Below are 21,371 nucleotides of genomic sequence, written 5' to 3' on the forward strand. Positions count from 1 at the left end.
GATTGATCAGTGTCTAGACTAGGCGCGACAAAGCGTCGCGTCTAATTGCCAGTACTGATCTGCCGATAGATGACGTCGATCAATGCTCTGCCAGCAATTTCTGGTACAGCGCAAAACAGGCTTCCGCCAGCGCCGAACGGGGCGCGCTGCGACGCATGATCAGCCCCAGGCGCGCGAGGGTGTGGGCGTCTTCGATCGGTTGCAGGCGCAAGTGCTCGGTGAGCGCATCCAGGCCACCGTCCAAGGGCATTACCGCGCAGCACAGCCCGCCATGTACCGCTTGTAACAACTGATGGACGGCATCGGTTTGCAACAGCGGCTGCGGGTGCAGGCCCCGGCTGTGGAAGTTGTGGTCGATGGACTGGCGAAAGTGCATGCCGCTGGTGAGCATGCCCAGGGGCAGTTCGATCAACGCTTCCCAGCTCAGCGGTGTGTCGCCGAAGCTGAAATAGCGCTGGTCGTAGAGCAGGCCCATGCGGGTTTCGCCGAGCGCCAGGGAGTCGAAGCGTTCATTGTCCAGGCGCTCCAGGTAAGACACGCCTAGGTCCAGGCGATTGCTCGCCAGTTGTTCCAGAATCTGTTCGGAGCTGAGGGCCGAAAGCTCAAAGCGCAGGCTCGGGTGTTCCTTGTGCAGTTGCTGCATCAACGCCAACGGATCGAAGCTCGACAGCGGCACCACCCCCAGGCGCAACGTACCGACGAGGTTGCCACGACAGGCCGCCGCTTCGGCCTGCAAGCCGTCATACGCTGCCAGCACCGTGCGCGCCCAGGCCAGTACTCGCTCGCCGGGGGCGGTAAAGCCCTCGAAGCGCTGGCCACGATTGACCAGCGGCAGGTCGAGTTCTTCTTCCAGGCTGCGCAGGCGCATCGACAGGGTCGGCTGGGTGATATGGCAACGCGCTGCTGCCTGGCCGAAGTGACGGGTCTCGTCGAGGGCGATGAGGAATTTCAGCTGCTTGATGTCCATCTTCGCTCCAGGGCTTATTCCAATGGCGGGGGGATTCTAGCGCGTTTGGGTCTTTGGTCGGGCTGGAACCCAAGTCTTCGGGGCTGGTCTAGTCTTGGGCATCTGGAAATCAACTATCAAGGAGAGCGCACTATGAGTCTTTTTAGCTTTGTTAAGGAAGCCGGCGAGAAGTTGGTCAAGCTGTTGACGCCGGGCAACGCCAATGCCAGTGATGATCTGAAAAAGCACATTGAAGAAGTCGGGCTGGGTAATCCGGATGTTCACGCCACTGTCGAGGGTGACAAGGTCACGCTTACAGGGACCGTGGCCAGTCAGGAAGAGAAAGAAAAAATCATTCTGGCGGCCGGCAACATTGCCGGTGTGGCCAGTGTGGATGACCAGATCACCGTAACCGGCCCGGTAGTTGCCGCCGCCCGTTTCGTCGTGGTGAAAAAGGGCGACACCCTCAGCGCGATTTCCCTGGCGGTTTACGGCAAGGCCAGCCGGTACAACGATATCTTCGAGGCCAACAAGCCGCTGTTGTCTCATCCAGACAAGATTTACCCAGGGCAGACGCTGCGTATTCCTGAGTAATTCACAAAGTAAAAATGTGGGAGGGGGCTTGCTCCCTCCCACAAGGGGTCAAAGTCCGACAATAAGGTCCCGGTAATCCTCGACTGCGGCAAATTCCCCGGTGTCCTTGGGCCCTTTTTGGCTGTCCGGCTCTTTCACCGCCAGCAAATGCCCCACGCCAAATTTCTGGGCGCTGCGCAGGATCGGCAACGTGTCGTCGATAAACAGGCTGCGCGCCGGGTCGAACTGGATATCGGCTTGCAAGGCATCCCAGAACTGCGGGTTTTCCTTGGCGAAACCGTAGTCGTGGGAGCTGATCAATCGCTCGAAATACGGCGCCAACTCAATGCGTTCCAACTTCAATGACAGCGAGTCACGATGAGCGTTGGTGATCAGGATCACCCGTTTTCCGGCCTGTTTGATCGCCGCCAGAAAGGTATCGGCACCCGGGCGCAGGGCGATCAGGTGGGCGGTTTCCAGCTTGAGCTCGCGCACCGGAATGTTCAGTTCGGTGCTCCAGAAATCCAGGCAATACCATTGCAACTGTCCGGCGTTACGCTCGAACAGCGGCTGTAACTCCATCTCGGCCATGGCCAGACTCACACCATGCAACTGGGCGTAGCGCTGAGGCAGGTGTTCCATCCAGAAATGGTTGTCGTAATGCAGGTCGAGCAGGGTGCCGTCCATGTCCAGCAGGACAGTGTCGATGGCGTGCCAGGGCAAAGAGGGCATGGGGCGGTCTCATGTAAGTAAAGATATCCGACACAGACAATCGGAAAAGCCACGGTATAGTAACCCGATCACGCCAAGGAGCCGCTTATGCGCCAGAAACCCACCGTCCTCGCCCGCGAAATAGTCGCCAGTAGCCGTTTGTTCCGCGTGGAGGAAGTGCAATTGCGCTTTTCCAATGGCGTTGAACGCACCTACGAGCGCCTGGTGGGACGTGGTGCCGGGTACGGCGCGGTGATGATCGTGGCAATGATCGACGCCGACCATGCGCTGCTGGTGGAAGAGTACTGCGGTGGCACCGACGAATACGAGCTGTCCTTGCCCAAGGGGCTGATCGAGCCCGGCGAGGACGTGCTGGCGGCGGCGGACCGCGAGCTCAAGGAGGAAGCCGGTTATGGCGCCCGCCAGTTGGAGCACCTCACTGAGCTGTCACTGTCCCCCGGCTATATGAGCCAGAAAATCCAGGTGGTGCTGGCCACCGACCTCTATGAAGAACGCCTGGAAGGTGATGAACCTGAACCGATGCGCGTGGACAGGGTCAACCTGCGCGAGCTGTCGCAACTGGCGCAAAATGAGCAGTTCAGCGAAGGCCGCGCGCTGGCTGCGTTGTATCTGGTAAGAGATCTGTTGACCCAGCGAGGAGCGTTTAGCGCATGAGCGAACTGTTTTTAGGCCACCCGTTTATCGCCCCTGTGATCGAACTGGCTCGCCAGGCGGGTGAAGTCATCCTGCCGTACTGGCGCGCCGAAGTGGCGGTGACGTCCAAGGCTGACGATTCGCCGGTGACGGCCGCGGACCTGGCCGCCCATCACCTGATTCTCGCCGGTTTGACAGCCCTGGACCCGAGTATCCCGGTGTTGTCCGAAGAAGACGCCGATATCGACCAGAGCGTACGCGCCGGCTGGCAGCGGTGGTGGCTGGTGGACCCGCTGGATGGCACCAAGGAATTTATCGCCGGCAGTGAAGAATTTACCGTCAACATTGCGTTGATCGAACAGGGCCGTGTGATATTTGGCGTGGTATCCATGCCTACCAACGGCCGGTGCTACTTCGGCGGCGCGGGGCTTGGCGCGTGGCGTTCGGACGTGAATGAAGCGCCCAGGCAGATCCAGGTACGCGAGACTCCGGCGGCGGGTGAAGCCTTCACCGTGGTTGCCAGCCGTCGGCATACCAGCCCAGAGCAGGAGCGTTTGCTCAATGGCTTGAGCGAAGGGGTGGGGGAGTTGAAGCTGGCGAATATCGGCAGTTCGTTGAAATTCTGCCTATTGGCCGAAGGCAGCGCCGATTGCTATCCGCGCCTGGCGCCGACCTCGCAGTGGGATACCGCTGCGGCGCAGGGTGTATTGGAAGGGGCGGGCGGCGAGGTACTGGAGTTGAGTGGCGAGCCGTTCAGCTACCCGGCGCGGGCATCGTTGTTGAACCCCTTCTTCCTGGCGTTACCGGCGAAGGCGGCGTGGCGTGAACGCTTGCTGACTTTGGCAAGATCTTAAAACCAGCGCAGATCAAAATGTGGGAGGGGCGGTGCGACGATTCGACTTGCCCCCTCCCACATTGGTTTTGTGTGATGGCTTTCAGCGGTGCAGGACGTACTGGCCGGTGAAAGTCACTGCCAGCTCTTCACTGCCCTCATTTACGATCCACGTGTCCAACGTCAACCGCGCCCGGCCATAGCGCTTGTAGGTGGCTAAAAAGCGCTTCCACACCTTCTCCTCCGGCGCCGCGCAAATGGCGGTCGCGTCTTGCGTCACGGGCAGCGGATAGCTGATCTGCCCTTCCTGAATCACGATATGCCCGTCTTCAATCCCTTCCTCGCGCAGTTGCAGGTGCAGCCAGCCCCAACCCGCCAGCACCGCGCCGCAATAGAGGCTGCCACCGAACATGGTGCTCTTGTGGTTGATATTGGCTTGCAAGGGCAGGTGCAATCGCAGTTGGCCGTGTTGCCAGTCGAGCACCTTGAGGCCCATTTCACGGGTCAGGGGGATGTCGTGGTGGAGGATGGATTCCAGGTAACGGCTGTCGCGGCTCATGGCGGCCTCTTGGTGAGTGGGCAGGGTCATTCGTCGTCAGCGCCTTGGTTGCTGCTGTCGGCGAAGTTCAGGCCGTGCTTGCGAAGTTTGTCGTGCAAGGTCTTGCGCGGTACGCCCAGGGCTTCGGCGAGGCTGCGCAGGGAACTGTGGGGGCGGGTCAGTTCGGCGGCGATCAGGCTTTTCTCGAACTGCTCGACCTGTTCGCTCAAGCCGCCCGGGGTCGAGGTCAGCACACCGGTTACCGGATTGTCCGGGGTGTTATCCAGCGCCAACTCCAGGCCGAGGGCAAAGCGTTCTGCGGCGTTCTGCAGTTCGCGCACATTGCCCGGCCAGTTGTGGCGCAACAGCAACGCACGTTGGCCTGGTTGCAGCTCGTGCAGTGGCAGGCCGTGGCGGCTGCTGGCTTCGTCGGCAAAGTGCTGGAACAGCATCAGTGCGTCTTCGCCCCGTTCGCGCAGCGGCGGAATGCGCAACGGTGCGACGTTGAGGCGGTAGTACAAGTCGGCACGGAAGCGGCCCTGGTCGGCGGCCTGGCGCAAGTCTTCCTTGGTGGCCGCGATGATGCGGATATCCAGCGGGATCAACTGATTGCCGCCAAGGCGTTCGACCACGCGTTCCTGTAACAGGCGCAGCAGTTTGACCTGCACATCCAGGCTCATGCTTTCGATTTCATCAAGGAACAGCGTGCCGCCATTGGCGAATTCGAACTTGCCGATCCGGCGCTTCTGCGCCCCGGTAAACGCGCCGGGTTCATGGCCAAACAGTTCGCTTTCCACCACCGACTCCGCCAGCGCCCCGGCGTTGATCGCCACGAATGGCCCGCTGCGCCGGTTCGACAGGTCGTGCAGCGCACGGGCCACCACTTCCTTGCCGGCCCCGGTTTCACCCAGGATCAGTACATCGGCGCGGGTCGCTGCCAGTGCGCCGATCTGTTCGCGCAGGCGCAGCATTTGGGGCGAGTGCCCGACCAGGCGTGTGCTCAGTTGCTGGCGATCGCTGAGGGCCAGGCGCAGGCTGCGGTTGTCCAGGACCAGGCGACGCAGGGCCAGGGCGCGGCGCACGCTGTCGAGCAGGGCGTCGCTGGCGAAGGGTTTTTCGAGGAAGTCGTAGGCACCCGCGCGCATGGCTTGCACCGCCAACGGCACGTCGCCGTGGCCGGTGATCAGCAGCACCGGCAGCTCCGGGTCCTGGCCGTGCAGTTCGGCGAGCAGCTCCAGGCCGTCCATGCCGGGCATGCGGATATCGCTGACCACGACCCCCGGCCAATCCCGCGACAAACGCGCGGTGAGGCCGGTGGCTTCGCCCAGGGGCAGGACCTTCAGCCCGGCCAGGTCCAGGGTCTGGCACAGGGCCTGACGTAAGTGTGGATCGTCGTCGATCAACACCACCTGAATCTGGTTATCGATACTCATACACTGCGGTCCTCGGACGGTTGCAGACTGACGCCCGGCGAGCCGGCACGCAATTTCAAGGTTAACAGCGCGCCGCCTTCCTTGTGGTTGGCAAACAGCAGTTCGCCGCCAAAGGCGCGCATCAGCGTGTCACAGATGGCCAGGCCCAACCCCAGGCCCTGGGTGCGGGTCTTGGTGGTGTAGAACGGCTCGCTGGCGCGGCCCAGTGCTTCCATGCAAAAGCCTGGGCCATTATCGCGAATGTACAGGTTGACGCCCTGTTCGGTGGTTTGGGTACTCAGCCAGAGTTTGCGCGGCGGGCCTTTTTCGGTCAGGGCGTCGAGGGCGTTGGCCAGCAGGTTGCCCAGTACCTGGCGCAGGCGCGTTTCGCCGGCTTCTACCCACAAGGTTGCCTCGGGCAAATCGCGGATCAGTTCGACTTCCATCGAGCGCCGTCGCTTGGCCAGCAACGCCAGGGCATCGTCCAGCGCCGGTTGCAGGGCGACGCTTTCCGGCGCATGCCGATCGCGGCGGGCGAACGCACGCAGGTGGGCGATGATCGAGGCCATGCGCCCGGTCAGTTCGCTGATCAGCTTGAGATTGCCGCGCGCATCGTTGGTGCGTTCATGGTCGAGGAGGATTTCGGCGTTTTCGGCATAGCTGCGAATCGCCGCCAGGGGTTGGTTGAGTTCGTGGCTGATACTCGCCGACATGGTGCCCAGTGCCGACAGTTTGCCCGCTTGCACCAAGTCATCCTGGGCGCGCACCAGTTCCTGCTGGGCGTGTTCGCGTTCCAGTACCTCCTGTTTCAGGCGGCGGTTGAGCCCTTCCAGGTCGCTGGTCCTCTCGACCACGCGCATCTCCAGCTCGCGACGGGCCTTGGCTTCAAAGGCGATGCGCTCCAGGTAATGACGGCGGCGCTGCATCATCAGCCCCAGCAGCAACATCAATACCAGCAGCGTGGCGCCACCTACGGCCACTACCGTGCGCACCGGGCGGTTGATCAGTGAGCGTGGCGCGAGGATTTCCACGTTCCAGCCGGTCTCGGCGATCGCAGTGGATTGGCGCAACCATGCCGTGGAACTCAGGGTCAGCGGTTGCGGGTCGCGGGTCGGGTAGGGCTGGATGGCGATGATGGCCTGGCGCTCTTCATCGGTCAGCGGCCGGGTGGCGCGGAATCGCCATTGCGGACGCGACGTGAGGATCACCACGCCGTTATGGTCGGTTACCAATAGTTGTTCGGGGGTGTTGCCCCACAGGCTTTCGGTGTGGTCCAGGTCGACCTTGACCACCAGCACGCCGATGATTTTTTCGCCATTGCGCACGGCGGCGGCGAAGAAGTAACCGCGCTTGGCCGAGGTGGTACCCAGGCCGAAGAACCGTCCCAGCCGCCCGGCCATGGCTTCGCTGAAATACGGGCGGAACGAAAAGTTGCGCCCGACGAAGCTGTCCTGCTTGTCCCAATTGGACGCGGCAAGGGTCTTGCCGGTGGTGTCCATCAGGTACATCACTTCTACCCCGGCCTGGGCGGCGACGTCCTTGAGCAGCAGGTTGGCGTTGACCAGGTTGGTGCTGACGTCCGGTGCCTCCAGCGCGGTGCGCAAGGCCGGCAAGTCACCGAGGATTTGCGGCAGCACCTCGTAGCGGTGCAGCGTGCCCAGCAGGTTGGCGACGTAGAGGTCGAGGGTCTGGCGGTTCTGCCCGGCCAGTTCGCTGCGGTAATAACGCTCGGCCAGGTGCTCCAGCGGCCACAGCAGCGGCGCCAGGCACAGCGCCAGCAGGGCGAGGCTGCGCCAGCGGGGTCTTCGCGGGAGAGGTGGAGTCATGGGTGTCGTGCGCCTGTGGGTACAGGCGCATTATGCCTAGTGCTGCTCGGCAAGACACTCGCGCAATGCGTCTTGCCACTGTGGCTGGCCAACCTGCCACTGCTGGCGCAGGCGGCTGCAATCGAGGCGCGAGTTCAGGGGGCGCTTGGCCGGCGTCGGGTAGGCGCTGGAAGGGATCGCTTCCAGCTCAGCGCAGGGTTTGCCCGCAGCACGCAGATGTTCGCCAATCGCCTGAGCGAAGCCGAACCATGACGTCTCGCCCTGGGCGGTCAGGTGATAGATGCCCCAATCGCCCGCCTGGCCGGCCTGCCAGCGCTCGATCAACGTGCGGGTGCTGTTGGCGATGGTACCGGCCCAGGTCGGAGCGCCGATCTGGTCGGCGACGATGCGCATCTGCGGTTTCTCTTGCAGCAGGCGTTGCATGGTCAGCAGGAAGTTCTTGCCGTGGCTGGAATAGACCCAACTGGTGCGCAGGATCAGGTATTGGCCACCCACGGCGGCGATCGCCTGCTCACCGGCCAGCTTGCTTTGGCCATACACACCCAGTGGGTTCGGCACATCGGCTTCGGTGTAGGGCGCAGGTTTACTGCCGTCGAACACGTAGTCGGTGGAGTAATGGATCAGCGGGATGCCCAGGGCCCTGGCTTCCTCGGCGAGGAGGCCGGGAGCGATGGCATTGATGGCGAAAGCCGCGTCTGGTTCGCTTTCGGCCTGATCGACCGCGGTGTGCGCTGCGGCGTTGATGATCAGGCCCGGGCGATGGGTACGTACCTGCTGACGAATCTGCTCGACGTTGGTCAGGTCAAGCTGGTCGCGGCCCAGCACGATGAGTTCGCCCAGGCCCTGGAGCTTTTGCTGCAGCGCCAGGGAGACCTGGCCGTGTTGGCCGGTGATGAGGATTTTTAAAGGGCGGCTCATGGGAACAGGTCTGCATCTTCCAGACTTTTGCCTTGCTGATCCTTGGCGGACAAGGTCGGAGTGCCGTTCAGTTGCCAATCGATATTGAGCTTCGGATCATCCCAACGAATGCAGCGCTCCGCGGAGGGTGTGTAGTAGTCGGTAGTTTTGTAGAGGAACTCGGCGTAATCGCTCAGTACTACAAAGCCATGGGCGAACCCCTGTGGAATCCACAGTTGGCGATTATTGTCGGCGGATAAATGCACACTGGCCCACTTACCGAAATGAGGTGAGCTACGACGGATATCCACCGCGACATCCAGGACTTCGCCAGCTGTCACACGTACCAACTTCCCCTGGGCGTGCTCAATTTGATAATGCAGGCCCCTTAGCACACCTTTTTGCGAGCGTGAATGATTGTCCTGGACAAACTGTTGCTGCTGCAGGCCCGTGGCCTGGGCAAAATCCCGGGCATTGAAACTTTCGTAGAAGAAGCCGCGTTCGTCGCCAAAAACCTTCGGCTCGATGATCAATACACCGGGCAACTCAGTGGCGGTTACATTCATGGAGCATCCCCAGCCAGCGTGTACAGGTATTGGCCATAGCCGGTCTTGCCGAAATACTGTGCACGCTCCAGCAGGTAATCGCGGTCGATCCAGCCATTTTCGTAGGCGATTTCTTCCAGGCACGCCACTTTCAGCCCCTGGCGATGCTCGATGGTCTGCACATAGGTCGACGCTTCGAGCAGGCTGTCATGGGTCCCTGTGTCGAGCCAGGCAAAGCCACGGCCGAAGCGCTCGACATGCAGGTCGCCGCGCTTGAGGTAAGCGTTGTTGACGTCGGTAATCTCCAGCTCGCCACGGAGTGAAGGCTTGACCGCCTTGGCGATGCTGATCACGTCGTTGTCATAGAAATACAGGCCGGTCACCGCGTACGACGACTTGGGCTTGGCCGGTTTTTCTTCGATGGACAGGGCGCGGCCGTCTTTGTCGAAGTCGATCACCCCGAAACGCTCCGGGTCCTTGACCCAGTAGCCGAATACGGTAGCCCCGGAGGGGCGCTCGGCCGCGGTACGCAGCTGGTCGCCAAAATGCTGGCCGTGGAAGATGTTGTCACCCAGGATCAGGCAGACCGGATCATCGCCGATGAACTCTTCACCGATGATGAACGCTTGGGCCAGGCCATCTGGCGAGGGTTGCTCCGCATAGCTGAAGCGTACGCCAAACTGGCTGCCATCCCCCAGCAGGTTGCGGTATTGCGGCAGGTCGACCGGTGTGGAAATCACCAGGATGTCCTTGATTCCCGCCAGCATCAGCACCGAGATCGGGTAGTAGATCATCGGTTTGTCATACACCGGCAACAGCTGCTTGGACACCCCCAGGGTAATGGGGTGCAAACGGGTGCCGGAGCCCCCGGCCAATACGATTCCCTTCATCATGCAATCAGATCCTTGAAGTCAGTGTTGCCCAATCGTTCGCCCTGATAACTGCCGTCCTGGACCCTGCGGCACCACTCCAGGTTGTCGAGGTACCACTGCACGGTCTTGCGCAGCCCGCTTTCAAAGGTTTCCTGTGGGACCCAGCCCAGCTCGCGTTCGATCTTGCTGGCGTCGATCGCATAGCGCTGGTCGTGGCCGGGGCGATCCTTGACGAAGGTGATCAGGTCGGTGAATTGCTCGACGCCGGCCGGGCGTTGCGGCGCCAGCTCTTCGAGCAGGGCGCAGATGCCGCGCACCACGTCGATGTTTTTCTGCTCGTTATGCCCGCCAATGTTGTAGGTCTCGCCGACCACACCCTCGGTCACCACCTTGAGCAATGCGCGGGCGTGGTCTTCTACGAACAGCCAGTCGCGCACCTGCAAGCCATCGCCATAGACCGGCAACGGCTTGCCCGCCAGGGCATTGAGGATCACCAGGGGGATCAGCTTTTCCGGGAAGTGGAACGGCCCATAGTTGTTCGAACAATTGGTCAGCAACACCGGCAGCCCATAGGTTCGCTGCCAGGCGCGCACCAGGTGGTCGGACGCAGCCTTGCTGGCCGAGTAGGGCGAGCTGGGCGCGTAGGGCGTGGTTTCGGTGAACAGGTCGTCCACGCCATGCAGGTCGCCATACACTTCGTCGGTGGAGATGTGATGGAAGCGGAACGCGCGCTTGGCGGGTTCGTCGAGCTTTTGCCAATAGGCGCGGGCGGCCTCCAGCAGGCTGTAGGTGCCGACGATATTGGTCTGGATAAAATCCGACGGGCCATCGATGGAGCGGTCGACATGGGACTCGGCCGCCAGGTGCATGATCGCCTGCGGCTCGAAGCGCGCGAGCACGGCGCTGACGGTGGCCTGGTCGACGATATCGGCCTGTACGAACTCATAGCGGCTGTTGGACGCGATGCTGGTCAGCGACTCCAGGTTGCCGGCGTAGGTGAGTTTGTCCAGGTTAAGCACTTCGTGCTCGGTGTGCTGGATCACGTGGCGGATCAGGGCGGAGCCGATAAAACCAGCGCCGCCGGTGATGAGAATGCGCATGTCGGGGGGCCTTTTCCTTAGACGGACATTAAGCAAATGGAGCATAGCTTGAGTGGTGGAGCAGGTCGGCGCAAGCGTGCCGTGTGCTGGGGGTTGCGTTAGCCCCTTAACAATGGCGATATAGACGCCTAAAAAAACCGAGGTCGTCACAATGTTGCTTGCCACGTTGATCCATCGCGCCAGCCTACCTTGCCCGCAAGTGGACCCCGATCAGGCGGCACACCTGCTTGAGCAGCATTACGGCCTCACCGGCACCCTGCAGGCGCTGGGCAGCCAGCAAGACCTCAATTACAAGGTCGACAGCGACCGTGGCCGCTTTGTTCTGAAAATCTGCCGGGGTGACTACGCTGCCGTTGAGTTGCAGGCCCAGCACGCGGCCCTCAACAACCTGCAGGCCCATGTGCAGATGCAGGTACCTCAGGTCATCAAGGCGCACACAGGTGAAGAGTTGCTCACCGTCGCGGTGGATGGACAAAACCTGCACCTGCGGTTGCTGGACTACATCGACGGGCAGCCCCTGACCCATCTCCCCCATCTGGGCCGCGATGTCATTGCAGGCTTCGGCGCATTGTGCGGGCGAATGAGCCTGGCCCTGGCCGATTTCCAGCACCCGGGCCTGGACCGCACCTTGCAATGGGACCCGCGCCACGCCCAGGAGCTGATCACCCACCTGTTGGCAACCCTGCAAAACCTGCCCCATCGCGCCCTCTTGGAGCAGGTGGCCGAACAGGTTGACGCGCGCCTGCGCGACCTGGCCGATCACCTGCCCTGGCAAGCGGTGCACATGGACATCACCGATGACAACGTCATGTGGCAACGGGATGCCCAGCGGCACTGGCAGATCCAGGGGGTGATTGATTTCGGCGACCTGGTGCACACCTGGCGCATCGCCGATTTGTCGGTGACGTGTGCCGCGCTGCTGCACCATGCTGAAAGCGATCCCTTTGCCATCCTCCCGGCCATCCGTGCGTTCCATGCGGTCAACCCCTTACAGCGCGAAGAACTGCAGGCCCTGTGGCCACTGATCGTCGCCCGCGCGGCGGTGCTGGTGCTGAGCAGCGAACAGCAGCAACGCCTGGATCCGAATAACAGCTACCTGCTGAAAAACGCCGAACATGAGTGGGAAATCTTCCATGTGGCAATGTCGGTGCCCTTTGAACTAATGGAAGCGGCGATTCTGAGCAGTGTCGGGGAGACGCCGGCGCCGTTGGCCGACCAGAACTTCGCCCCTTTGTTGCCAGGGTTGGTGGGCCAGGAATTCGCGCTGATTGACCTGGGTGTGCTCAGCCCGCATTTCGAAGCGGGCAATTGGGAACAGCCCGGCATCGATCGCCGATTACTGGATGAAGCGGCCACCGTGCACGGTTTGGCCGCCAGTCGCTATGGGCAATATCGGCTGTCGCGCACCCGTCCCGACAGCGCCGTTGAGCCTGAGACGTTCCCGCTGCATGTTGAACTGCACTTGCCCCATGGCACCGTGTTGGAGGCGCCCTTTGGCGGCACGTTGCGCAAGGGCGCCGACGGTCTGCTGAGCCTGCATGACGGTCCGCTGAGCCTGCGTCTGTGGGGGGTGAAAACCGCATTGAACCCCGGCGCGGTGCTGGTGGAAGGGCAGATAATCGGCGAAGTCCATGCCCCGCTGATGGTGCAGGTATGCCGCGCGGACATCGAACCGCCGCTGTTCTGCGCGCCCTCCCGGGTACCGGCGTGGCAAGCGCTTTGCCCGTCACCGGCGACGCTGCTTGGCCTGGCCTGTGACGCTGAGCCGGAACTGGACCCCGAGGCCCTGCTGGCCCGGCGCGACGCCAGTTTCGCCCGTTCGCAGAAGCATTATTACGTCGACCCGCCGCGCATCGAACGCGGCTGGCGCAACCATCTGATCGACATGCAGGGCCGTTCCTACCTCGACATGCTCAACAACGTGGCCGTGCTCGGCCACGGCCACCCACGTATGGCGGCCGTGGCGGCTCGGCAATGGTCATTGCTCAACACCAACTCGCGCTTCCACTACGCGGCGATTGCCGAGTTTTCCGAGCGCCTGCTGGCGCTGGCGCCGGAGGGTATGGACCGGGTGTTCCTGGTCAACAGCGGCACCGAGGCCAATGACCTGGCCATTCGCCTGGCCTGGGCCTACAGCGGCGGGCGCGACATGCTCAGCGTGCTGGAGGCTTACCACGGGTGGTCGGTGGCGGCGGATGCGGTGTCCACCTCGATCGCTGACAACCCCAAGGCCCTGAGCAGCCGCCCGGATTGGGTACACCCGGTGACTGCGCCGAATACCTATCGCGGTGAGTTCCGCGGACCAGACAGTGCGCCGGATTATGTCCGCAGTGTGGAGCACAACCTGGCGAAAATCGCCGCGAGCCAGCGCCAACTGGCTGGCTTCATTTGTGAGCCGGTGTACGGCAATGCCGGCGGTATTTCCCTGCCTCCGGGCTATCTGCAGCAGGTGTATGCGCGGGTGCGTGCCCAGGGCGGCGTATGCATTGCCGATGAAGTGCAGGTGGGCTATGGGCGCATGGGGCATTTCTTCTGGGGCTTTGAAGAGCAGGGTGTTGTGCCGGACATCATCACCATGGCCAAGGGCATGGGGAACGGCCAGCCCTTGGGGGCGGTGATCACTCGGCGCGAGATTGCCGAAGCACTGGAAGCCGAGGGGTATTTCTTTTCGTCCTCGGGGGGCAGCCCGGTCAGTTGCCGGATCGGCATGGCGGTGCTGGATGTGATGGAAGAAGAAAAGCTGTGGGAAAACGCCCAGGTCGTGGGCGGGCATTTCAAGGCGCGGCTGCAAGCACTGATCGACCGTCATCCGTTGGTCGGCGCCGTGCATGGCTCCGGTTTCTACTTGGGGCTGGAGCTGGTGCGGGATCGACACACCCTGGAGCCCGCCACCGAAGAGACCGCGCTGTTGTGCGAGCGTCTGCGGGAACTTGGGATTTTCATGCAGCCGACCGGTGACTACCTGAACATCCTCAAGATCAAGCCGCCGATGGTCACCTCCAAACGCAGCGTGGACTTCTTTGTCGACATGCTGTCGAAGGCGTTGAATGAACAAGCGTAAATAATCGATTGTTATCGGTTATTTGCTGTCATATTTATCGCCTATGATTGCAGGCCGCTGTTAAAGCCGATTTTTATCCGTTATAAAGTCGGCCTTCACCCCCATTCGGAGCCCTGATTGCCATGACCACCCTGCACAGCACACCTCGCGCCGATGGCTTTTATATGCCCGCCGAATGGGCGCCCCAGACCCAAACCTGGATGATCTGGCCCGAACGCCCGGACAACTGGCGCCTGGGTGGTAAACCGGCGCAGGCCGCTCACGTGGCGGTGGCCAAGGCTATCGCGCGGTTTGAACCGGTGACGGTCGCGGTGTCTGCCGGCCAGTACGAAAACGCCCGCGCCCGCCTGGACGTGCCGAATATCCGCGTGGTGGAAATGTCCAGTGACGACGCCTGGGTGCGCGACACCGGCCCGACGTTTGTGATCAACAACACCGGCGAAGTGCGTGGCGTGAACTGGGATTTCAACGCCTGGGGTGGTTTTGATGGTGGCCTGTATGCGCCGTGGAACCGTGACTCGCAGGTGGGCGGCAAGATCCTCGAGATCGAACGCGCGCCGCGTTACCGCACCGAAGGGTTCGTGCTGGAAGGCGGTTCGATCCACGTCGACGGCGAAGGCACCCTGATCACCACCGAAGAATGCCTGCTCAACCGCAATCGCAACCCGCACCTCGACCGTGCGGCTATCGAAGCGGTGCTCAGTGCCAACCTAGCGGTGGATAAGATCATCTGGTTGCCGGATGGCCTGTTCAATGACGAAACCGACGGCCATGTGGATAACTTCTGTTGCTATGTGCGCCCGGGCGAAGTGTTGCTGGCCTGGACCGACGACCCGCAAGACCCGAACTACGCCCGTTGCCACGCAGCCATGGACGTCCTGCAAAGCAGCACTGACGCCCAGGGCCGCTCGTTCACAGTGCACAAAATGCCGATTCCGGGCCCGCTGTATGCCACCGAGGAAGAGTGTGCCGGCGTGGACCCGGTGGATGGCACCCAGGAGCGTAATCCGAGCGTGCGGTTGGCCGGTTCCTACGTCAACTTCCTGATCGTCAACGGCGGCATCATCGCCCCGAGCTTTGACGACCCGTTGGACAGCCAGGCCAAGGCCATCCTGCAGAGCCTGTTCCCGCAGCACGAAGTGGTGATGGTGCCGGGCCGCGAACTGTTACTGGGTGGCGGTAATATCCATTGCCTGACCCAACAACAGCCGGCCCCGCACAAAAACTGAGTGCAGTTGTAACAGCGCCTCGACGGCGACCGGGCACTACTCGGTTCCAGCGCTCGCAGCAAGCCCGCGGCCCCGCAAGGCCGTGGGCTTTTTTGTGTCTGAATACCTATAGATCCGGGACATTGGCATAGCTCTTGTATTGGTGTTGTCACAGTAACCAAGGCTGATGACTGCGCAGTTCTGTCATAAACCTTGAGTAAGTTAGCCGCTCACGCAGTAGGAGAGAGCGCTGAAATGAATGCCAACATCAACCCAATGAATACGCGCACGTTTCACCCCTTGCGGGTCAACGGTGACGCCATCCATGCGCTGGCGCTCTGGTTGAAGGCAAACGGTTCGCGACAGCTCAGGCAGCAGCCGGATTTGCACAGTGTGATGAGTGAACGCTACCCGGCGGGGTTGTTCAGTGACGATGAGATGCAGGTGTTGTGTGAGTTGCTGAATAACTGACGTGTACGCCTTCAACATGTGGACGCGGGCTGTTGTGGCGAGCGGGCCTGTTGTGGCGAGCGGGCTTGTTGTGGCGAGCGGGCTTGCCCGCGTTGGGCTGCGCAGCAGCCCCAAAACCCCCCCCCCCCGGAACTGACTGACACACTGCAGCGTTCTCATTAGGGCTCCTGCGCAGCCCAACGCGGGGCAAGCCCTAATGCCGTTCAGTTAAGAGTACATCGCCTTCTGTAGGAGCGAGCTTGCTCGCGAAAAACTCACAGGCGCCGCGTTGATTCAGGAAACACGCGTTATCGTTGACGTTTTTCGCGAGCAAGCTCGCTCCTACAAAAAAGCCTTAACTGAACGGCATTAGGGCAAGCCCGCTCGCCACAGCGGCTCCAGTTTGCTGCGCGACAGCGCCAAGTCAGAGATTTAGTGGAACCCCACATTTAAAGCCTGTTCAGCCCTATAAAGGGTGGGTGCCTGTAAGCACCACGATGGCTCAGTGCCGCGCACCTATCCCAGGCCTTCTGCCGAAAACCGCAATCCATCCCCACCACCCTGGCCCGGCGCCATCACGTCAGGTATCAGCACACGTACCGCTTCCCAAATATATTACGAAATGTGTTTTTGACGTCGTAAGAGAAGGAATTGGGTCGTTTTTAGAACCGATGTAGGGCGTTGCTTAGAATTATTTCGCCTAAATACAGACGATTCGCGAAATTGACACATAGTTCAACGCGGGACTAGGATTGCGCCCAACGCCTGTGGCTAACCGCCATGACTCATCCAATAAAAAAAGGCCTGCGGCAGTTCAGTCGTCCGCGGGCCTTCTTTTTTCCGGGAAAAGTCGACGCCAGAAAAAGCAGAACGGAGCCTGGTGTCACAGCGCGTACTCAACCAGTAATAAGGAATACAAAAAATGTTGAAGCAACGGATGGGTCTGATTGCTCTGGGGATTTTGAGCGCCACTCAGGCCATGGCAAACGACCAGGAGCAATCCAAGGGTTTCGTAGACGACAGCCACCTGAACATCGCGGCACGCAACGCCTATATCAGCCGTGACTACAAGAATGGCAAGCAAGACAAAGCCGAATGGGGCCAAGGCTTTATCGGCAAGTTCGAGTCCGGCTTCACCCAAGGCACCGTCGGTGTAGGTGTGGACGTGATCGGCCAATACGCTATCCGTCTGGACGGTGGTAAAGGTCGCAGCGGCGCGGGCGGTATCGACTTCTTCAAACAAGGCGACAGCGGCGAAGCCGCCAACGACCTGGCCAAGGGCGGCGCAGCCGTCAAGGCGCGCATCTCCAACACCGTGATCAAATACGGTCAGCAGATGCCAGCCGTGCCGGTTCTGGAATACGACAACTCGCGCCTGCTGTCGGAAACCTACGAAGGCACCTCGATCGTTTCCAAAGAGATCGCCGGTCTGCAACTGGACGCCGGTCACTTCACCAAAGAAGCCCGCAAGAGCGCCGAAGGCAGCGACAGCGGCCGCCTGAAAAGCATCGACTACATCGGTGGTAGCTACAAATTCACCGAAAGCCTGTCCGCTGCGCTGTACGCTTCCGACATGCAAGACGTGCTGAAAAAGCAATACGTCAACGTCAACTACGTGCTGGCCCTGCCAGAGCAACAGTCGCTGACCTTTGACTTCAATGGCTACAAAACCAAGCTGGACCGCAGCTTCGCCCTGGAGAACCAAGGTGACGCCGACGCCCGCGACAACAAAATCTGGAGCCTGGGCGCCACGTGGGCCGTTGGCCCGCACAGCTTCACCGTCGCTCACCAGCGCAGCACCGGCGACACTGGCTACCTGTATGGCGGCTACCGCAACGCCGGCGGCATCGGCGATGGCGGCAACACCATCCTGCTGGCCAACTCCTACTGGTCCGACTTCAACGGCAAGGACGAGCGCTCCTGGCAAGTCGGCTACGGCCTGGACTTCAGCACCTTCGGTGTGCCTGGCCTGACTTACAACGTGGCCTACGTGCGTGGTACCAACATTGACGACGGTTCCAACCGTGGCAATGGCACCGAGCGCGAAATCTTCAACCAGTTCAAGTACGTCGTCCAGAGCGGCCCGGCCAAAGACCTGAGCCTGCGTGCTCGTGCGTCCTGGTTGCGTGTTTCCAACAACGCCGACCAGTACAACGTCGGCGGTAACGAAGTCCGTCTGTTCGCCGACTACCCGATCAACGTTTTCTAATTGATCTGGCGTCGCGCCTGATTCCAGGCGATAAAAAACCCCGACTGGTTCGGGGTTTTTTTATGCGGGCCGATCAGTCCTCGCGGTGCTGCAAAATCTTGCGGGCGAGGGAGGCATTTACGTAGTCGAGCATCAGTGACAAGCCCTCATAGGGTTCGAGCTTCTGGTTGTCGATGCACAACTGCGCCATCTGTAACAGCACCTGGCGTTTCTTCTTGTTGATGCGCGCGCCCGGCACGCCGAATGCGGTTTTGCGCCGTTCAGGCAAGGGCGCTTCCGGCGTCAGCTCCACGGTCACCCAGATACCCTGCATAAATTGCAGGGTGACACCGGCGATGTGCTCAATCGGCAACGGCTGCGCCAGGTTGGCGAACACAAAATGCTCCGGCGTCAGGCGCAACGCGACCTGCGGTGCGCGCTTGAAACGGCGCACACCCAGCCACAAAAAGATCAACGCGATAACGGCGATTGCCGCCCCGGCGCCGATCGCCGACAACGTGTTGCTTTTCAAACGTTCCGGGGCCAGCCAGGGCTGGCTCATGATGGCCAAGCCGAGCCCCACAAAAGGCACGGCGCACACCGCCATCAGCACGCCACGCCAGCGCCCTCCCTCATGCAGTTCACGTTCGCCGTCGGTCGATGTGGCCAGGGTTTCCAGCAACGCCGTGTGCGCGGTGTTTTCGGTGACCGCCACGTCGATCAGGTCGCGCGATAACTGCTCACGCAGCGTGCGCGGCGCACTGAAATAAGCGTCGATTTGCCCATTTGCAACGTGGGCATCCACTAACCGTGTGGCGCTGTGCAGGGCGTCATCCGGCGACACGGCAAGCGCCTGCAGGCGTTCGCCATTCGACGGGTGCGAGTCGGTCGGGTGAGGCTGATGAATCTCCAACGCTTGTGGCGGCACCTGCAGTTCACGGCCTTGCAGTGCGGCCAGGGCGGCGGCGGGCAGATCCTCTTCCGAGGCTGAGTCACACAAGGCCAACAGCGCGTCCTCGATAAGCGGTTGCAACACCGACACGCGCAACAGCGCTGAAGCCGCCGCGCCATTGCCGACCAGGCGCGCACCTGCGGCATCCGCCAGCAACTCGCGCTCGCGGCTCCAATGGTTGACCGCGTGATCAAAGCGCTGCATGAAAAACACGCCGAACAGGAATGACGGCCGCATCAGCCACTCCTGGATCAGGTCACTGGCCAGCAGGGTATCCAGCAGCACCGCCAGGCTGCGATTGACCCCATCGTAGATCGGCAAGAAGCGCAGGCTGTATTCGGTGTCTTCCCCTGCAAAGTGTGCGAGCTCATGGCCGATCACCGCGCCGATTTCGTCGCGGCTCAGCAGGCCGAGGTACAGCAGCGGCACATGCAAGGTGCGCCCATGCAGCGTGGTATGCGCCGGTTGCACGTGGGCCTCGCTGGAGGTCACGTAAAACCCTTGGGTCAGGCTCACCACGATATGGTCCGGTGACAGCGCGCCGAGCTTGCCGGCCAACGTATTCACGTCGCGCCACAGCGCCGGCGCCTGCGCGGGCGTCACCACCGCCCCGAACATCTCCAGCGGCTCGGGTTTGAACATACCCAGCATGTGTCGCGATTGTTTGAGCAGCAGCCAGATCGAATACAGGCAGAACGCCGCAATCACCGCCAGCACGGCCATCAGCTTGAATTCGCCGCGACCCAATCGACCGATGTGCCACATCGCCAAGCCTTCGAAACTCAAGGCCAGCGCCACCGTCGTCGCCATCGCCACCACATGGCTCACCAGCACGTAGGGCAACAAGCGGCTGCCGAGGGCGAACGCCTGCAACAGTTTTTCCCGCGACTGCCGCGCACGCCGCCCCGCCCACAGTGTGCCGGCCAGCGCCGCCACACCGATCAACGCCGCCAGCAGGCCCAGCCCCATCACCCACGGCGCCAGGGTGCGCATGCCGCTATTGATACGTTGGGCGGTGGGCAGTTCGGCCGTGATTTTATCCAGCCGCTCGAGCGCCGGCTGGATGCCGATTTTTTCCTCGCCCAGGTCGATAAGGGCCGTAGGGTTTTGCGTCGCCAAGGTCTGCAGGGTTTGCCGAGTGGCGCTGACGTCGGCCTGGTAGTTGATCAACCACGCGGCAGCCTCACCTGCCCGCTCACGCTCCCAGCCGCCCAGAGCGGCGAGCAGCAGCGGGACAATCACCAGCAGGCAGATCAGTTTCAGGGCGTTCATGGGCATCCGTTCGCAACGCTTAGTCTTGACGGCGTTATACAGAAAAACCTCCCAGCAGGGCACCAAAAAGCCCCGGCCTGACCAGGCTGGGGATCGGTCAAACTCCTCTATCGAGTGAGAGCTGTCACGTTCGTAATCACTGCGAATGGGGGCGTGGTTAGCGCCTGCATCAAGTCGGGTTCTCAGGCTCGGCCGCTGGGTTTGCAGCCGGGGGAGTGGGGAGCGATTGGGAAGATAGCTGGGTTGGTGGGATTAGGTGTTTTTATGGGTTAGCCATAATTATTGCCAGTTCATAATTCAGCATAAAGCTTGGAAATTGAATCTTGGGTATAGAGGTGGGGGATTTTCGAGGGGGTGTAGAGGTGTGGAGAAAGGCGGGCGGGCATCAGCTAAATACAAACACCCCAGAAACAACAAAGCCCCTGCATTTCTGCAGGGGCTTTGTTTTGTATGGTGCCGGCACCAGGAGTCGAACCCGGGACCTACTGATTACAAGTCAGTTGCTCTACCAACTGAGCTATACCGGCGTGTTAGGGCGACGATTATAGCGATTGGCAAGCATCTGTAAACCCCTGAATTCTGACTATTTTTACAAACCTTGCCGCGATCCCTTTTTCTTCCCCATGTCAGTAGGATTCATCCTCCACTGCCAGGCGCAGTCGCAAGCCTTTCCACCTAAAAGGAAGCTCCACATGAAACGGACTCTCTCCCTCATCCTCCTCACCATCGCCCTCGGCGCCTGTTCAACTCAGAAGCCCGCCAATGACCCGGCCCTGGTTGGTACTTGGAAGGGCTTGCGCACGCAAACCGATAAATGCCAGTTCCTGTCGTGGACCACCCACCTCAAGCCTGATGGGCGTTTCACCATTACTTTCTTCCGCGATGTACAGCAGACGCAGGCGATTCAGACAGAGCAGGGCACGTGGTCGGCGGTGAATGGCAAGAATGAGTTGCGCACGGATGGGGTGCGTATGCCGGATGTGTACACCTATCAGCTGGTGGACGCGGATACGGTGCGTTACGTGAGTGTGGCGGCGGGGCCTTCCGGGGATTGTCAGGAGGATTACGCGTTTACGGAGCGGCGGCTGCGTTAACCGCTGCGGCTTGCGCTAAAGGCGGGCGCGCCGTTATCGCGGTTGCACTGGGGTGGGCCGTTTTTGGCGTGCTGCTCGGGGTGAATAAAGGCAGGGCTGATTGACGGCCCGGCCGATGGCGGTTGTGGGTCTGGCGGCGCGGGTTTTGCTTCGCTGTGTGTCGGCGCTGGGGGCATCTGTGCAGGGGTACGGCGGCTGCGACTTTGCCAGCGACCGCCCGGCGGGTTTTGCCTTGAATCC

Annotated in this window: 18 protein-coding genes and 1 tRNA gene; 8 read left to right on the top strand and 11 right to left on the bottom strand. The window is 61.3% G+C overall.

The window, feature by feature from the left end; translation table 11 throughout:
* Positions 1-79 precede the first annotated feature (79 nt).
* Entirely contained in the window at positions 80-967 is an 888-nt protein-coding gene (locus tag AB7933_RS02900) for a LysR family transcriptional regulator (RefSeq protein WP_024072817.1), read from the bottom strand.
* A gap of 132 nt (positions 968-1,099) precedes the next feature.
* Between AB7933_RS02900 and lysM the strand changes: the two genes are divergently transcribed.
* Positions 1,100-1,540, top strand: coding sequence for a peptidoglycan-binding protein LysM (gene lysM, locus AB7933_RS02905; RefSeq protein ID WP_024072818.1), 441 nt, complete (start codon positions 1,100-1,102; stop codon positions 1,538-1,540).
* A gap of 48 nt (positions 1,541-1,588) precedes the next feature.
* Here the strand turns inward: lysM and yrfG are convergent, their stop codons facing one another.
* Entirely contained in the window at positions 1,589-2,251 is a 663-nt protein-coding gene (gene yrfG, locus AB7933_RS02910; RefSeq protein WP_024072819.1) for a GMP/IMP nucleotidase, read from the bottom strand.
* 87 nt (positions 2,252-2,338) lie between these two features.
* On the opposite strand from yrfG, the gene nudE reads away from it, so the two are divergent.
* Positions 2,339-2,905, top strand: coding sequence for an ADP compounds hydrolase NudE (gene nudE / locus AB7933_RS02915; protein ID WP_024072820.1), 567 nt, complete (start codon positions 2,339-2,341; stop codon positions 2,903-2,905).
* Positions 2,902-3,738, top strand: coding sequence for a 3'(2'),5'-bisphosphate nucleotidase CysQ (gene cysQ, locus AB7933_RS02920; RefSeq protein ID WP_024072821.1), 837 nt, complete (start codon positions 2,902-2,904; stop codon positions 3,736-3,738). The genes nudE and cysQ overlap by 4 nt, the downstream gene beginning before the upstream one ends.
* Before the next feature lie 81 nt (positions 3,739-3,819).
* On the opposite strand, the gene AB7933_RS02925 is transcribed toward cysQ, so the two are convergent.
* The 7 genes from AB7933_RS02925 to rfbB are packed head-to-tail and all read right to left on the bottom strand — an operon-like array spanning position 3,820 to position 10,906.
* Positions 3,820-4,275, bottom strand: coding sequence for a YiiD C-terminal domain-containing protein (locus tag AB7933_RS02925; protein ID WP_041161075.1), 456 nt, complete (start codon positions 4,273-4,275; stop codon positions 3,820-3,822).
* Between the two features lie 26 nt (positions 4,276-4,301).
* On the bottom strand, positions 4,302-5,687 hold the full coding sequence (locus AB7933_RS02930) for a sigma-54-dependent transcriptional regulator (RefSeq protein ID WP_024072823.1): 1,386 nt from the start codon (positions 5,685-5,687) through the stop codon (positions 4,302-4,304).
* Positions 5,684-7,492 carry a sensor histidine kinase gene (locus AB7933_RS02935; protein WP_024072824.1) on the bottom strand — a complete coding sequence of 603 codons (1,809 nt, stop codon included), beginning with the start codon at positions 7,490-7,492 and terminating at the stop codon, positions 5,684-5,686. The genes AB7933_RS02930 and AB7933_RS02935 overlap by 4 nt, the downstream gene beginning before the upstream one ends.
* Before the next feature lie 36 nt (positions 7,493-7,528).
* Positions 7,529-8,410 (bottom strand): dTDP-4-dehydrorhamnose reductase, encoded by an 882-nt coding sequence (rfbD, locus tag AB7933_RS02940; RefSeq protein WP_024072825.1) that lies wholly within the window; start codon positions 8,408-8,410, stop codon positions 7,529-7,531.
* Positions 8,407-8,955, bottom strand: a complete 549-nt coding sequence (gene rfbC / locus AB7933_RS02945; RefSeq protein ID WP_024072826.1) for a dTDP-4-dehydrorhamnose 3,5-epimerase — start codon at positions 8,953-8,955, stop codon at positions 8,407-8,409. The genes rfbD and rfbC overlap by 4 nt, the downstream gene beginning before the upstream one ends.
* Positions 8,952-9,827: a glucose-1-phosphate thymidylyltransferase RfbA gene (gene rfbA / locus AB7933_RS02950; RefSeq protein ID WP_024072827.1), complete on the bottom strand. Its 876-nt coding sequence runs from the start codon at positions 9,825-9,827 to the stop codon at positions 8,952-8,954. The genes rfbC and rfbA overlap by 4 nt, the downstream gene beginning before the upstream one ends.
* Positions 9,824-10,906, bottom strand: a complete 1,083-nt coding sequence (gene rfbB / locus AB7933_RS02955) for a dTDP-glucose 4,6-dehydratase (RefSeq protein WP_024072828.1) — start codon at positions 10,904-10,906, stop codon at positions 9,824-9,826. Before rfbB ends, rfbA begins: the two co-directional genes overlap by 4 nt.
* Positions 10,907-11,057: 151 nt before the next feature.
* Between rfbB and AB7933_RS02960 the strand changes: the two genes are divergently transcribed.
* The 4 genes from AB7933_RS02960 to AB7933_RS02975 all read left to right on the top strand — a co-directional run bounded on the left by AB7933_RS02960 (position 11,058) and on the right by AB7933_RS02975 (position 17,834).
* On the top strand, positions 11,058-13,967 hold the full coding sequence (locus tag AB7933_RS02960; protein WP_024072829.1) for an aminotransferase: 2,910 nt from the start codon (positions 11,058-11,060) through the stop codon (positions 13,965-13,967).
* A 122-nt stretch (positions 13,968-14,089) separates the two neighbouring features.
* Positions 14,090-15,196, top strand: coding sequence for an agmatine deiminase (gene aguA, locus AB7933_RS02965; protein WP_024072830.1), 1,107 nt, complete (start codon positions 14,090-14,092; stop codon positions 15,194-15,196).
* Positions 15,197-15,430: 234 nt separating this feature from the next.
* Entirely contained in the window at positions 15,431-15,646 is a 216-nt protein-coding gene (locus AB7933_RS02970) for a hypothetical protein (RefSeq protein WP_024072831.1), read from the top strand.
* A 901-nt stretch (positions 15,647-16,547) separates the two neighbouring features.
* Positions 16,548-17,834 carry an OprD family porin gene (locus tag AB7933_RS02975; protein ID WP_024072832.1) on the top strand — a complete coding sequence of 429 codons (1,287 nt, stop codon included), beginning with the start codon at positions 16,548-16,550 and terminating at the stop codon, positions 17,832-17,834.
* A 73-nt stretch (positions 17,835-17,907) separates the two neighbouring features.
* Here AB7933_RS02975 and AB7933_RS02980 read toward each other — a convergent pair whose 3' ends face one another.
* Entirely contained in the window at positions 17,908-20,037 is a 2,130-nt protein-coding gene (locus AB7933_RS02980) for a M48 family metalloprotease (protein WP_024072833.1), read from the bottom strand.
* 451 nt (positions 20,038-20,488) lie between these two features.
* A tRNA-Thr gene (locus tag AB7933_RS02985) sits at positions 20,489-20,564 on the bottom strand.
* Between the two features lie 165 nt (positions 20,565-20,729).
* On the opposite strand from AB7933_RS02985, the gene AB7933_RS02990 reads away from it, so the two are divergent.
* On the top strand, positions 20,730-21,131 hold the full coding sequence (locus tag AB7933_RS02990; RefSeq protein ID WP_024072834.1) for a hypothetical protein: 402 nt from the start codon (positions 20,730-20,732) through the stop codon (positions 21,129-21,131).
* Positions 21,132-21,371: the final 240 nt, after the last annotated feature.

The sequence above is a fragment of the Pseudomonas gorinensis genome, assembly GCF_042015035.1.
GTDB classification, from domain to species: domain Bacteria; phylum Pseudomonadota; class Gammaproteobacteria; order Pseudomonadales; family Pseudomonadaceae; genus Aquipseudomonas; species Aquipseudomonas gorinensis.

What these genes read in the sequence shown, in the direction of transcription:
- AB7933_RS02900 (WP_024072817.1), bottom strand. Translation starts at nt 967, where the DNA reads ATGGACATCAAGCAGCTGAAATTCCTCATCGCCCTCGACGAGACCCGT.
- lysM (WP_024072818.1), top strand. Translation starts at nt 1,100, where the DNA reads ATGAGTCTTTTTAGCTTTGTTAAGGAAGCCGGCGAGAAGTTGGTCAAG.
- yrfG (WP_024072819.1), bottom strand. Translation starts at nt 2,251, where the DNA reads ATGCCCTCTTTGCCCTGGCACGCCATCGACACTGTCCTGCTGGACATG.
- nudE (WP_024072820.1), top strand. Translation starts at nt 2,339, where the DNA reads ATGCGCCAGAAACCCACCGTCCTCGCCCGCGAAATAGTCGCCAGTAGC.
- cysQ (WP_024072821.1), top strand. Translation starts at nt 2,902, where the DNA reads ATGAGCGAACTGTTTTTAGGCCACCCGTTTATCGCCCCTGTGATCGAA.
- AB7933_RS02925 (WP_041161075.1), bottom strand. Translation starts at nt 4,275, where the DNA reads ATGAGCCGCGACAGCCGTTACCTGGAATCCATCCTCCACCACGACATC.
- AB7933_RS02930 (WP_024072823.1), bottom strand. Translation starts at nt 5,687, where the DNA reads ATGAGTATCGATAACCAGATTCAGGTGGTGTTGATCGACGACGATCCA.
- AB7933_RS02935 (WP_024072824.1), bottom strand. Translation starts at nt 7,492, where the DNA reads ATGACTCCACCTCTCCCGCGAAGACCCCGCTGGCGCAGCCTCGCCCTG.
- rfbD (WP_024072825.1), bottom strand. Translation starts at nt 8,410, where the DNA reads ATGAGCCGCCCTTTAAAAATCCTCATCACCGGCCAACACGGCCAGGTC.
- rfbC (WP_024072826.1), bottom strand. Translation starts at nt 8,955, where the DNA reads ATGAATGTAACCGCCACTGAGTTGCCCGGTGTATTGATCATCGAGCCG.
- rfbA (WP_024072827.1), bottom strand. Translation starts at nt 9,827, where the DNA reads ATGATGAAGGGAATCGTATTGGCCGGGGGCTCCGGCACCCGTTTGCAC.
- rfbB (WP_024072828.1), bottom strand. Translation starts at nt 10,906, where the DNA reads ATGCGCATTCTCATCACCGGCGGCGCTGGTTTTATCGGCTCCGCCCTG.
- AB7933_RS02960 (WP_024072829.1), top strand. Translation starts at nt 11,058, where the DNA reads ATGTTGCTTGCCACGTTGATCCATCGCGCCAGCCTACCTTGCCCGCAA.
- aguA (WP_024072830.1), top strand. Translation starts at nt 14,090, where the DNA reads ATGACCACCCTGCACAGCACACCTCGCGCCGATGGCTTTTATATGCCC.
- AB7933_RS02970 (WP_024072831.1), top strand. Translation starts at nt 15,431, where the DNA reads ATGAATGCCAACATCAACCCAATGAATACGCGCACGTTTCACCCCTTG.
- AB7933_RS02975 (WP_024072832.1), top strand. Translation starts at nt 16,548, where the DNA reads ATGTTGAAGCAACGGATGGGTCTGATTGCTCTGGGGATTTTGAGCGCC.
- AB7933_RS02980 (WP_024072833.1), bottom strand. Translation starts at nt 20,037, where the DNA reads ATGAACGCCCTGAAACTGATCTGCCTGCTGGTGATTGTCCCGCTGCTG.
- AB7933_RS02990 (WP_024072834.1), top strand. Translation starts at nt 20,730, where the DNA reads ATGAAACGGACTCTCTCCCTCATCCTCCTCACCATCGCCCTCGGCGCC.